The organism is Cohnella suwonensis (assembly GCF_042655365.1).
Taxonomy (GTDB): Bacteria; Bacillota; Bacilli; order Paenibacillales; family Paenibacillaceae; genus Cohnella; species Cohnella suwonensis.
In genome coordinates, this window is record NZ_JBHSMH010000111.1 from 243,077 (window position 1) to 257,183 (window position 14,107).

Annotated in this window: 7 protein-coding genes; 1 reads left to right on the top strand and 6 read right to left on the bottom strand. The window is 48.8% G+C overall.

Translation table 11 applies throughout. The annotated features are described in order from the left end of the window. Positions 1-37 precede the first annotated feature (37 nt). Complete coding sequence (locus ACFPPD_RS24405; protein ID WP_209744258.1) at positions 38-1,735, top strand: sensor histidine kinase; 1,698 nt, start codon at positions 38-40, stop codon at positions 1,733-1,735. A gap of 169 nt (positions 1,736-1,904) precedes the next feature. Here the strand turns inward: ACFPPD_RS24405 and ACFPPD_RS24410 are convergent, their stop codons facing one another. From ACFPPD_RS24410 to ACFPPD_RS24435, 6 genes are all read right to left on the bottom strand, one after another. After that, a complete protein-coding gene (locus ACFPPD_RS24410) occupies positions 1,905-3,083 on the bottom strand; it encodes an MFS transporter (protein WP_209744403.1) in 1,179 nt (392 codons plus the stop codon). Positions 3,084-3,411: 328 nt separating this feature from the next. Then, entirely contained in the window at positions 3,412-4,365 is a 954-nt protein-coding gene (locus tag ACFPPD_RS24415; RefSeq protein WP_209744261.1) for an S-layer homology domain-containing protein, read from the bottom strand. Positions 4,366-4,613: 248 nt separating this feature from the next. Then, positions 4,614-5,189: a dihydrofolate reductase family protein gene (locus tag ACFPPD_RS24420; protein WP_209744264.1), complete on the bottom strand. Its 576-nt coding sequence runs from the start codon at positions 5,187-5,189 to the stop codon at positions 4,614-4,616. A 69-nt stretch (positions 5,190-5,258) separates the two neighbouring features. Next, on the bottom strand, positions 5,259-6,095 hold the full coding sequence (locus ACFPPD_RS24425; RefSeq protein ID WP_209744266.1) for a helix-turn-helix domain-containing protein: 837 nt from the start codon (positions 6,093-6,095) through the stop codon (positions 5,259-5,261). A 90-nt stretch (positions 6,096-6,185) separates the two neighbouring features. Then, positions 6,186-9,428: an S-layer homology domain-containing protein gene (locus tag ACFPPD_RS24430; RefSeq protein WP_209744269.1), complete on the bottom strand. Its 3,243-nt coding sequence runs from the start codon at positions 9,426-9,428 to the stop codon at positions 6,186-6,188. Positions 9,429-9,592: 164 nt separating this feature from the next. Then, positions 9,593-13,969, bottom strand: coding sequence for a helix-turn-helix transcriptional regulator (locus tag ACFPPD_RS24435; protein WP_209744272.1), 4,377 nt, complete (start codon positions 13,967-13,969; stop codon positions 9,593-9,595). Positions 13,970-14,107: the final 138 nt, after the last annotated feature.

The following is a 14,107-nucleotide window of genomic DNA, read 5'->3' on the forward strand; positions in this document are numbered from 1 at the left end:
TATCTCTCAACGTTTGGAGAAACAAGCCATTGAAAACATGGAAGAATTAACGCTAAAAATATCGAAACAAGCCGCGTTGATCTACAGCCAGTTGAATCATACGTCATTTCAAATCATCAATACTTCCGAATTACATGTTACGATGCAAAAAGCCGGCGAATCCAAGGAAAAAGTGAACTACTTCGCACGCCATACCGATGCCGAACGGCTGGTAAAGAACTACTTATCCATCTATAAAAGTCCGGGTCTGAATCTGTCGAGGATCAGTATCTATAATAATCGCGGCGATTATGTAAGTTTGGGAGAGTTACGGGAAAATACGGATACGATCCGTTCCTACTTGCTAAGCGATAAATTCAACTCTTTATATACTCATTTTACTGAAAACGACAACATTAACTTTATCAGTCCTCATAAAGATCCCTATTACACGGATGAAAATGAAGAGATGGTCTCTTTTTATCGCGTATTGCGCAATGAGGTTGAAACATTCGGCTTGATCGAATTTCAGCAGACCGTTTCGAAATTCGAAGAGACATTGGGATTGCCGTATACCGGAAAAACGGAGGTGATCTTATTCGATAAGAATGGACAGCCTGTATACATGGGTCGGACATCATCAGGCGCGGCAAATCCATACGTGACGTTAAAGCAATTGCTTGGAACCGAAGTCTTAGACGAATCTGCCGTGTCAAACCCCGAATCTATCATCGGATCCGATCATATTTTAACCTTTATACGAACCCCTTCAAACCCATGGACTGTTGTCCTTGTCATACCAAAGTCCGATATTCTTTCGTCTATTAAATTAGTAGGCAGACTTATTGTCATCGTAAGCATTTCTTTCATCATCCTTACTCTCATCATGAATTTTGTGATAGCCAAACAATTTACAAAAAAGATACGCAGGACGGTCGACATGATTCGACAGGTTCGATTGGACAATTTAACGATACCGTTGGATAAAACGGATGATGAAATGGTTCAGATACATAATGCCTTCAATAGTATATTCGAACGCCTAAAAATTTCGATGGAAATCGAAGTACACGCGCGTTCACGCGAAACGAAGGCACGTCTATATACGCTGGAATCGCAAGTCAATCCGCATTTTCTGTACAATGTTCTGTCGGTCATTGGATCGGTCGGAGAGGAAGCCGGCGTAGATAAGGTGGCTGAATTATGCGAAAAACTAGGTTCGATGTTCAGATATACGTTGCAAAATCCGGACAAAGAAGTAACGATTCGCGATGAAATGACGTATTCACGGCTCTATCTGGAACTAATGAAGGTCAGGTACGAAGATCACTTGAAATACCGGGTGGAGATAGAGGAAGCCATACTTTTCCATAAAGTACCTCGCCTCATCTTCCAGCCAATCATCGAAAATTGTTTTCATCATGCATTTCAAACATGCCATCCGCCGTGGGAAATCCACGTATCCATTAAGCAAACTCCCGAATATTGTTGGTTGTTCGAAGTGAAGGATTGGGGAGATGGCTTCGATCCGAAGGTGATTGCCAAACTCCAATTATCAAATGACCACTTTGATTTTTCGGGCAGCGACAATATAAGCAATACCGAAGAAACGTCCGAAAATGATGGCGGCGTAGGTCTTATCAATACGATAATGCGCATGAAGCTGACTTATGGCGATTTGGTTTTTTATGAAATTAGCCCAAACCATCCGAAAGGGTCAATCGTTCGTATCGGAGTAAAGAAGGACCTTCCCTAGCAAGCTGCCGAACGATGCCGTACTCATTCGCCTCCGGTTCCGTCCACTCGGAACGCCCTAGTTTGGTTCGATCAGCTTTAGTCCACAGAAAACAATAACGCAACCCTTATCGGGTCGCGTTATTGTTTATTTGGGCGGACCCTACGACTGCATGCAATAGACGAAGCAACTATGTTGTATACTCCATGCTTTTCTGAATTCTCGATTGTTTCGGCTTCTGTCCCGAGTAATTGAGGATTAAACACGCCAATGCGAATATGGCCATAAAAGCAAATCCTAAATTGTATTGGCCGGTCGAATCCATGACGATACCGAGCACGATCGGCGGGAAAAATCCGCCAATGCCTCCTGCGGCGCCAACAATTCCCGTAACCGTCCCCGTATTGCCGGAAGAAACTTCAGGCACCATTTTGAACACGGCTCCATTGCCTAATCCAAGTAGCAAGGAAAGCAACAAGCATATGATGCTAAAATGAACAAAATGATCAAGCGTTACAGACAAAACAAACGAAGCAACCAATATACCGAAGAATACAATGTTTAATACTTTCTTACTGCCGTATCGGTCTGCCAAGTATCCGCCGGCTGGCCGAATCAACGTAGCGGCTAAAACAAAACCCGCTGTCCTCAGCCCCGCATCTAAAGCTTCTAGCTGAAACAAATCTTTAAGAAGAGTAGGCAAGTAAACGCTAAAGGCAACAAATCCGCCAAAGGTCAGAAAATAATAGATGGACAAGTGCCAAGTCGCCTTATATTTCAAAACGGACAACGATTGTTTCAAGGTCTTGGGTTCGGCTGGCTTCGGCGGATCCTTAGTAAAGATTTGGAACACCCCTGCCATAATCGCTATTCCAATGGCCAGGCCAAAAAACACCCAAGAAATGCCGAGCGACTTTGAAATGGACGGAATCAGAAAATTCGCTCCTGCGCTACCCAAATTGCCAAGTCCCGCTATACCCAATATGAATCCCTGGCGTTCCGGCGGATACCATCTGGATACAAAAGCTATTGAAATAGCAAATGCGGTGCCAGCCATGCCGACAAAAAGGGCGCAAACCAACATCCATGCATATGAATCAGCGAATCCGGCCGCAACCAACGGCAGGATCAAGAACAGCATCGTGAGCGTAAACACTTTCTTGCCGCCAAAACGATCAGTTAGAATGCCCATCGGAATCCGCATGATCGATCCAAGCAAAACGGGAGTTGCAACCAGAATGCTCTTCTCAAGCGTACTCAGGTTGAACAATTCCTGAATCTGCCCGGCAATTGGCGGAAATACCGACCAGATCATGAATGAAACGGTCATCGCGACGGTTGAAAAGACAAGAGCTTTAGTTGGATTCATTGTCATGATGTGCTAAACATCCTTTCTTTTTTTCCGCATGCCTTAGACAATAGATAAAAGTAGATCTACCCTTTTGAGTAATATATTCTTACACGTTATCGCATTTCAACAAATTTATCAATAAATAGTGTAATGTAATTTAACAATTTTTTAAACGTTCAAATGAAATTTAAACAAAAATGCAAAATGGCGGTATATGATGTCATTAAGCATGCCGCAATTTTTCGGGTCGCCCCCCATTCCGAGTTTCCCTCTCCTTTGGCAATTCACCAAATAAAAAAATCCACGATTCGTGATCGTGGATGAATGGGTTTATGGGTCTTTGATATCAGTCCATCATTCCAAGCGTTTGCAGCGTTCTTACTAGTACGATCGCCGCCTGCGCGCGTGTTGTCCCACTCTTCGGACTGAATTCCGTTGTTCCGGTTCCGGTCATGATTTTAAGGTCAACCATTAGGCGAACGTCCTCCAAATAAGCTGGGTCCACGCTTCCGATATCCTTGTAGCGATCTAAGCCGACAACTTCCTTTGTGATCGGCAGTTTCTCGAGTGCGATGACGGCTGCCAGCATGCTCGCCATTTCCTCGCGGGTCAGCGGTTGATCGGGCTTGAAGCTATTGCCGCTTGCAAAGCCCAGTAGTCCAAGCTCCTCTGCTTTGGCCACAGCATCGTAATACCATACGCCGGGCTTCACGTCGTCATACGGCGCGGTGCTGCCGCTCGATGTGTCGCGTCCTAGCGCCCGGACTAGCATAGCCGTGAATTCCGCCCTCGTCACGGATTGGTTCGGCGCATACTTCCCGCCGCCGACGCCTTCGGCCAATCCTTTTGCCGCGGCAAGCTGAACGATCGATTGGCCCCAGTGCTTAAACATATCGGAAAAACTCACGGTATTTTCTGCCACGACGTACACGCTGTTTGAATAGGAGCTAATCATCATATACCATACGCCGTCAATCTGCTCCTTACGGGCGGCGACAAACTCGAACTTCTTCGTCGTTTCGTTATAGCGGAACGCGCCCCATTGCGAAGGCATGTTCGCCATGCTCTTCGGCATCGGAATCACTCTTGTCAGCGCCTTGCTAAACTTGTCAGCCTTGAAGCTGATATCCTCTATTTTGAGATTGTTTGTAGCAAGCAAGTCCTGAAGCCCCGGAATGAGCGACGCCAGATTGACCGGCGCTTGATAGCTGCCGTAAGGCGTTTTAATCTCAATGAAGAAAGTGGCGTTTTTACCCTCAAAGCTGGATAAAAAGCTGGCCGGTATGCTGACATAGGTCACGCCGTCCTTTGGTGTAACTACAAGCGTAACAGACGACTTCGTGGTGTCGATGGTAGCCGGGTCAAGGCTTATGCCATTTTGGTCGATAGTTGGCTTGGGAATGGCAGGCGTTGTTATTGTCGGCGCTGCCGGAGCCGGATTAACACCAGCTCATACGCCAACAACGAAGTGGAACAAGATCGAATTTGGAATCTGACGATCGACCGGATCAGTGAACATCAAGGCTAAATATTCACTATTGATTAGCGCTATTTATTCATCGCGTAATGAAGCACGACGTTTCCGGACTCAAACGTTCTCGCCTCTACCGGAGCAAGGGCAAACTGCTTCACGTGCTGAAACAAAGGTTTCCCTTCTCCCGCCACGACCGGACTGACGATGAAGATGTACTCATCAATCAAATCTTTCTCCGCAAGCTGCTGTACAATTGACCCGCTTCCCAGCAGAAGGATGTCGGAGTCAGAGTCTCGTTTTACTCGTTGCACGTCTTCGATCAGATTGCCGCTATAAAAATGTGTATTTTCCCATTCTGATTGTTTGATCGTGCGGGAGAACACGATTTTGGTCATGTCGTTCAGCTCTTTGGCTATTTCCTTCAAATGATGAGGCGCATCGGCATCATGAAGGACCGACATCCAGTAGCGTTCAAATCCTCGGAAAGTCGTTCCTCCCAGAATAAGCGTATTCATTTTCCCGCCCATCGCATGTGCCGCTTGGTCAACCTCCGGGTCGTGGATAAACCAATCCATCCCGAAAGTCGCTTCATTCCGGCTGGCAAAATAACCGTCGATCGATATACGGTTCAACATCTTAATCTTGTTCATCGCTTATCACTCCTTGGTATGATCTTACCCGGAATGGCGATAAATAAATTGTACAAAACCGTCCTTTTTCTACAAGTACGAGGACCCTGCCAAATCGCTATGGAACTCACTAACTTTCATCGCAATATGTTTGGGGCTTACCCACGAGAACAACTTCATATCGCGTATAAAATGGGACTGATCGTAATAGTTCAGCGTATAGGCGACATCGGACAATCTTTCGCACTTCCCTGAGTGCATCATCCGCAATGCTTCGTTAACGCGTCTTACTCTAATGAACAGATTCGGCGGCATGCCTACGACGCGGGCGAAGCGTTTCTGGAATTGCCGCTCCGAAATATGAAATTCAACGATCAGTTCATGCACTGAAATACTTGCGATATGGTCGCGAATGTAATCCAGCGTCGACTCGATGAGCTCGTCCCGCTTATTTGTCCGTTTTACAGCTGCCATTAAGAAGCGGTTGAGCAATTCTACCCGTTCGTCAACCGAGCTCGCGGACAGAAGCTGCTTCTCTAGTTCCACCGCGTCGAATCGATCCGGAGTCAGGAGGCCTTGGTTGTGGACAGCCGAGTCCCAGCCGAACAAGCTATATAAACCATGGGGTTTAAACACGATTTGGATCGTCGTATAGGGTAATCCTCGGAAACGCATGATGCTCGGTTCCGAACCTTGTCCATGCAGAAACAGAAAGGGAATATGAGAGGATTGCGCGGAGCGGATCGCAATGCTTTCGATCGCCGCGTTGTTATCGGAAGCAAGCTGGAAGACGATACCGGGATAGCCGCTCGGACAAACCTTTACCTCGAGCGACCGATCTCCTGAGTAATCGGCGATCCGAAGGCATTCGATATCCCGGCTTAATGCCGCGGGAGGAGGCAAAACGTTAAAGTGAATTGTTGTCATATTCTTATTTTACAGCAAAAGACCACTGAAGAACTTATCGTTCTTCAGTGGTCTCCAACTATACATATCTGGCATTAGGATGATCTTCGCTTACTTGCTCATATGCGCCAGCATATTCAGCAAAACCGTTACAGCCTCTGCTCTTGTCGCATGGCCTGATGGGGCGAATTTATTGCTGCCTTTGCCCTGCACGATACCTGCTTGCTTCACGTAAGATACGCTGGCTTTCGCCCACGCCGGGATATCGTTGTCGTCCGCGAAGCCAGTAACGGTATCCTCGCCTGCAGAATAACCCAAAGCTTTCGCGATCATCGCTACCATCTCTGCGCGAGTAATGACTGCATCTGGACGGAAGCTACCGTCTTCATAACCTTTAATAATGCCTAATTGTACCGCTTGCGCGACGGCTTTCTGCGCCCAAGCTCCTATCTTCGCTGAATCGTTGAAAGTAAGAGCCGCTTCTTCACTTTTCGGTTTCAACGCGTTCATCAGCATGACCGCAAATTCAGCGCGCGTTACGGTTTTCTCAGGCTTGAACGTGCCGTCAAGATAACCATTGACGATTCCACTGCTAACCGCTTGATTGATGTTCGCCTCAGACCAGTGTCCAGCGATGTCGTTGAAGTTAATCGTCGGTTTCGTGTCTGATGTTGGCACAGTTGCCTCTTTACCTACAGCGAATACCGCATATTTCGTAAAATGGTCTACCTCTACAGTGATGTTATTAGCGTTTACTTTACCGCCGGGAACTTCCACCCATTCCTTCTTCGTTTCGTCATAATAGAATACGGCTACGGTTTGGTCGCCGCTCAACTTGGCCTTATCGAAAGCAAAAGTCAGCGTGACCGGTTTACTGAAGTTCTCAGAAAAGTTTTTCAGAATCTCATAGACCGGGCTGGCTAGAACATCTTTATTCGTTAAAAGCGGAGCTGTTTCCAGCACTTTCTCAATCGTTAATTTCAGTTCTTTGTCAGTAGCGCCTGTCGGAATAGTGATCGTGACCTCTTTCTTCAAGCTAACCTCGCCTGTTTGACCAACAGGAAGCGTTAAAGTACCATCCGTGGAGGTCACTGGGGACAATGGTGCTGTTGGCCCACCGGTAACACCTGGCGTTGGTGTCACTGGCGGAGAATTTGGTTCCACCGGCACTGCACTCACTTGGCTGGAAGCCACGCTATCTCCATCGGCGTTGAATGCATTCACGGCAAAATAATAGGTCGTGCCGTTGGTCAAGCCTGTCACTGTGCTGCTGTATACTGACCCGCTAACTGTGGTAACTTCGTTTCCAATGCTTCCCGAAGTCACACTCTGGAATACTTTGTAGCCTGTCGCATCGTTTACCGGATTCCAAGTAAGCGTTACTTGACCGTTGCCTGCCTCCGCCGTTACTCCTGTTGGGGAGCTTGGCATGAGCAGCTTCTGGATGCGATGGTTATTAGTGTCAGCCACGTACACATTACCGTTGCTGTATATCGCCACTCCACCTGGATAATAAAACTCGCCCAAGCCGCTTCCTGATACTACGCCGCTCTTCACCCACTGGCTCCAGACCCCCGACGATACCGTAAGCTTCTGGATGCGAGAGTTATAAGTATCAGCCACATACACATTTCCGCTGCTGTCTACCGCTACTCCCATTGGATAATTAAACTCACTTAAGCCGCTTCCATATCCGCCTCCGCTCTTCACCCACTCGCTCCAAATCCCCGTCGATACCGTCAGCTTCTGGATGCGATTGTTCTCAGAATCAGCCACATACACATTTCCGCTGCTGTCTACCGCCACTCCACTTGGATAATAAAACTCGCCCAAGCCGCTTCCGTCTCCGCCGCCGCTCTTCGCCCACTCGCTCCAAACCCCCGTGGATACCGTCAGCTTCTGGATGCGATGGTTTTCAGAATCAGCCACATACACATTTCCGATGCTATCTACTGCCACACTGCTTGGATAATTAAACTCGCCCAAGCCGCTTCCGTCTCCGCCGCCGCTCTTCCCCCACTGGCTCCAAACCCCCGTGGATACCGTCAGCTTCTGGATGCGATGGTTATAAGTATCCGCCACATACACATTACCGTCGCTGTCTACCGCCACACCTTGTGGACTATTAAACTGGCCCAAGTCTAATGATTCGTCGTCCGTTCCCCAACTACTCCAAACTCCCGTGGTTACCGTCAGCTTCTGGATACGATCTCTACCCGCATCCGCAACATACATATTACCGCTGCTGTCTACCGCCACTCCACTTGGATTGTAAAACTCCCCCGGGACCGAGCCGTAGGTAGGTCCAATATACCCCCATTGACTCCATTCACTTGTAGATACCGTCAGCTTCTGGATGCGATGGTTACCAGTATCAGCCACATACACATTTCCGCTGCTGTCTACCGCCACTCCCTGCGGCTGATTAAACCCGCCCAAGCCGCTTCCTGATCCGCCCAACTGGCTCCAATCCCCCGTCGATTCCGTTAGCTTCTGGATGCGATTGTTATACCAATCAGCCACATACACATTACTATTGCTGTCTACCGCTACTCCACTTGGATAAGTAAACTCGCCCAAGCCGCTTCCATATCCGCCGCCGCTCTTCCCCCACTCGATCCAATTCCCTGTCAATACAGTCAGCTTCTGGATGCGATGGTTAGATTGATCAGCCACATACACATCACCGTTGCTGTCTACTGCCACTCCACTTGGACTATTAAACTGGCCCAACCCGCTTCCAGTTCCGAGGCCCAAACTGCTCCAAGCATCCGGTATCCCCGGAATTGGGGACAACGTCAGCTTCTGGATACGATTGTTATAACTATCAGCCACATACACATTTCCGCTGCTATCTACCGCCACCCCACCTGGATAGTAAAACTGGCCCAAGCCGCTTCCTGAAGCGGGGATTCCGGGATTTCCTGAATCTTCTACTTTGGCCCCCCACTCGCTCCAGACACCGTCCGTAAGCTTCTGGATGCGATGGTTATTTCTGTCGGACACATATACGTTACCGTTGCTGTCTACCGCCACTCCATTTGGATTATTAAACTCGCCCAAGCCGCTTCCAGCTCCGCCGCCGCTCTTTCCCCACTCGCTCCAAACCCCAGTGGATGCCGTCAGCTTCTGGATGCGATGGTTAAACGTATCCGCCACATATACATTCCCGTCGCTGTCTACCGCCACACCTAATGGATTATTAAATCCTCCTGAATTTGAACTAGCGATAGGCGCTATTTTGGCATATTGACTCCATGGCTCTGCTGCCTGTACTGGAATTGCAAATGTAAATAAACTTACAATTAACAATACCAAGCTTAGCATTTTTCTTGAATTCTTGATTGTCGTCATGTTTTTTCTCCTTCTTGTCAACTTTTGTCACTATAGCCCTACTATGTCGAATTGCCCCTCACTCGGGCTAAAGTATAGTCCCTATACGCGAAAATCGTATCATCCAAAAGTATGAGATCAGCAATTTATCGAAAAACGAAAAAACCGAAGCCTATTGGCCCCGGTTATTCCAGCAATTTCAATTCCCTTGCCTGCGCGATCGCTTGCAATCGCCGTTTGACGCCGAGCTTCCCGTACAAATTAGACAGATGCGTTTTGACCGTAGCTTCCGTTAACCCGAAACGGTGGGCGATCTCCTTATTGGACAAGCCATCCGACAATGCGTACAAAATCTCCGTTTCACGGTCTGTCAGCCGTTCAACGAGCGGCTGTGAAGCTTGTGCGGAAACTTCCACGCTGCTGCGACCTGATTCACTTGAGACGCTAATCTCCTCGCGGGAATCCTCGAGCGATTTCAGATAAACCATTCGGCTAATCATCAGATCCAGCGCTTCCAGCCTCATCTCGGTAAAAACGCCGGAGATCAGGTTATTCTCCAAATAAAGCACGTACGGCAGCGATTTCCCCGGAAATAGAACCGGCATGCAGAGTATCGATCGCGGCTTAAAGCGACGGATGTAACCATCGGCTGCATAAGCGCTATCCGATGCGTCCGCAAGTACGACCGGTTCGCTGCTGTTGACGACATAACGAACGATAGCTTCCGCGTATGAAGGCACTTCCGAGGGTTCCTCCCCGCTTCCCGCTCGCGCTTCTATGGAAAAACCTTCCTCACGGCTGTTCAGCACGTATCCCTTCTCCGCGCCTGAAAAGCGGAGCGCCGACTCGAGGAAACGAACCATCACATCCTCATTGTCCGTCGAACTCGACCATCCCGAAATTTGCCGGATGAGCGCTTTTTCGTCAACGATAAATGGCATCGCTTCGCGAGCGGCTTCATCTTGCCTTGCTTTTTCAGCGATCGCCCTTCCGTCATCTTGCGCTTGAACCATAGACAATGGCAGCTCGGGGTACGCCTCTCTCAGCTTGCTTACTTTGACGGCGGCGCCCCACCTTGAATACGCAGCACAGGCATCGGCCATGAGCGCATCCGCAGCCGTTGTCATCCCCGCTTCTCTGTAGTACATAGAAGCCCGTTCACAAACGATCGCTTCCAGCAAGCCGTATCCTTCGCTTCGCGCTGCCTGGATAGCGTCCTCATATCCTTTTGCTGCAACTGCCCGATTCCCTTCTATCCACCGCAATTCGGCAGTAATTAGCATATAAGCCGACAACATGGATTCTGAAGAATAGTAAGATTGTTGCTTCATGGAGCGCAGTTGCTTACTCAACGCGGCACGAATGCCTTTGGACCCTTCCGACTGATCCTCCCAATAAAGGGCGGCCAGAGACAACGACTTATATATAAGCTGTTTGCTCGTTAGCAGCGGATTTTGCTGAGTCTCATTTAATCGGGCACGTGCTCCCCATTCTAGTGCCATTCGGTAACCTTTTGCCAAATAGGCCGTTTCCATTTTGCATGTGCAGTAATAGAACGCCTGATTTTTTTGGTTTACGTTAAGAGGTTCCCCTCGCACCGGAACATCGATCTCATCCAGCGTGCCGAATTCACCCTGCAGTTCACTCATATACATGCGCGTAATACGAAATAGCTTCAGCGTTACTTCGTCCAGCGCTTTCTCATATGTTCGTTCGCAATCGGACAGGAAGGCAGACAACGCATACAGGTCGCTGGTATGATTAATAATGCGCAACACTGTTGAATAGGCAGCGAATGTCATATCGCCTACCTTCAGCCCATAGTCTACAGACTTCTCGAAATGCTTCACCGCCTCATGCGGACTGCGGTATTGCGCGCTGAGACCCATGACAAAATGAAGACGACCTCTAAGCACTGCGCTTTCAAAGGATGTCGAAAGCTCATAAGCGAGCTTCGTTAATCGTGCGCCTGCATTGTAACGTGGAAATCCAAGGTCAAGCATCATGCCGTATGCGCCAAGCATAAAAATAAACGCTTCGTTGGTTCCATGTTTCAGACCGTAACGGATGAATCTGGGGTATAACACGGCAGCCAGTTCGGGACTTGACACAAACACCGAAGCCGACATTGTCATGACCAAATCCGATATGGCTCGATAAACTGGATCACGGTTAATCGGCAAACACGGCAATTCGGTACGTGTCCGATACAGGGCGAATTGTGTCAGCGCCACTTCTTTTGCCATTGCAGCTTTCGAAGGCTTCACAGGCAAATTCCAACCTAACTCCGCTAGCGCCTGAAGCCCAATATTTAATGCTGCATCGTCTTTTTTCAAATAAGCATTCATCGCGATTCGGATGAGGTAAATGCGGGAACGCTCTACTCTATCCGTCGTACGGGTCATCAACTGGTCAAGCAGCTCTTCCGCACGATCTACGCGACCGCACATGTATTCGCACTCGGGCAGCTCTAGCATAATTCGGTAGGCAACAGAGTTGGTTCCCTGCTTATCGTCCGTCGCAAACCGCAAGCCGGTTTCCAGAAAATGCAACGCAGCCGCAAACGCCGTAGACGCCTTCGACTTCAAGCCGGCCTGAAGATTGTAGGCAGCCAGCTCTCTTTTCTCCGCTTCATCCGTTATCTCATGGGAGCCCCGATTCAGGTGATAAACCCTAGCGAAAATCGATTCTTCCTGCTCGCCCGCCCCATGGCTGCGCATCGCGCGTCCGATCCTCAGATGCAATGCGGCTTGTTCCGATTCGGGGACAGCTTGATAGGCGGCCTGCTGCACGCGGTCATGCAAAAACTTATAATAACCGTCAACCGTTTCCGCTTCATCGGTATCGTTCTCCCTGCATAGTAAGCCTTCTTCCTCTACGGATCGCAACAAATGGAGCGTATCGGATAAGGAGCGGCCGCTTACAAGCGCTATCGTTGCAGGGCGGAAACGGTGCCCGATGGCTGCCGTTATCGCAAGCAGCTCAATCGTTTCATCCGGCAGCATGCGAATGCGAGTTCCAATCAAATGAAGGATGTCAGGATGTTCGGATAATTGTGCTAATGCATCTGCATCCCAAGTCCAAATGGCTTGTTCCTCATCAAAATAAAGCTTGTTCTCGCGGTACAGACTGTCCAAAAGACGATGTAAGTATAGGGGATTACCGCCTGTACAATGGTAAAGCGACTCCGCAAACCATCGAACGCGAGCCGTATTTTCATGCAAAATATGCGATACGAATTGTCTTACTTCGATGTAGGACAGAGCTTCGAGCGCGATATGCCGAACCCGTAGCGGAGATTCAGCTTTATGCAGAGAAAGCGCCTGTTCAATCCACTGAGCCGCCGCAGCTTGGTTTTCTCCGTTGTCCACCCAGCCTGGTATCGATTCCTCTCGGAATGCGCCTATCACTAATAATCCATACAAGGATCGGTCATGCGCCAACATGCGAAGGACATCCAGCGTCGCCGGATCAGCCCATTGGAGATCGTCCAGAAACAACACAAGCGGATGTTCCTTACCAGCAAAACTCTTCATGAAAATAGGCAGCAGTCGTTGAAAACGGATCGCCGCTTCTGCAGGAGGTAACGGTTCCACGGCAGGAAAGTCGCCAAGAAGCGTTGCCGCTTCCGGCAAAAGCCGAGCAATAACGCCCGCTCCTGTGCCTAAGGATTCCGCTAATCGGACCTTAAGCTTCGCCACTCTTTCAGGCGATTCACTCCAAATTTGCCGAATCAATCTACGCAGCGCTTGAAGGATCGGTTCAAAGGGAATATCCCGATTCATCAGATCGCATTTGCCCGCGATGAACTGACCTCCATCCTTGATTACCGTAGCTTGAAGCCCTTGGATCAAGGCGGTTTTACCGCTGCCTGCCCTGCCGCTAACGAATACGAACGGAGATGCTCCCGTACGCGTCTGATCGAAAGCTCCGCGTAGCGCTTCTGTTTCCGCCTCACGGCCGTAAAGCGTCCGTGGAAGCCGAAATCGGCTCGCCTCATCTGCATGAGCGATTTCGAAAGGAACGATCTCTCCATGTTGCTCCAGAGACGCAAAGCACTTTTTCAAATCGGATAACAACCCATAAGCACTCTGATAGCGCTCCTCGGGCGACTTCGACAACAGCTTCATGATGATGTCCTCGAGTGGACCTGCCATCTTTGGATGCAGCTCGCCCAGAGGAGTGGGCACCATTGCAAGATGGGCGTGTACCCACTCTTCCTTGCTCTGTGCTTGAAACGGCAAGCTCCCTGCAAGCATCTCGTAAAACATCACGCCTAGCGCATACAAATCACTGCGCTTATCAGGCGTATGATTGATTCTGCCTGTTTGTTCGGGAGCTAAATAGGCGTAATCCATCTCACGATTGCCTTCGAGGGCAGCTAGATTTATGTCCGATTGGATTCGAACGCCTGTCGGATTCAAATCGCCAATCATCGTATTCCGATGATGAGCCGTTTGAACTAATTTCGTCAGTGCTATTGCCGTATGTAAAAAAGGGAGGATTTCCATTGCAGTCCCATTCAGTAATTCCTTGATCTTGATACCCTCTGAGTGCGACATGCTGTCCAATCCCCCAGTTGATTCGGATAATCCGATACGAGTAAAACCTTTTTACTTTTTTATTCTAACATTTAATAGAGTAACTGACATGACACATTCAATCGCAGTCCACCAACAAAAAAACACGCCCAAAGGCGT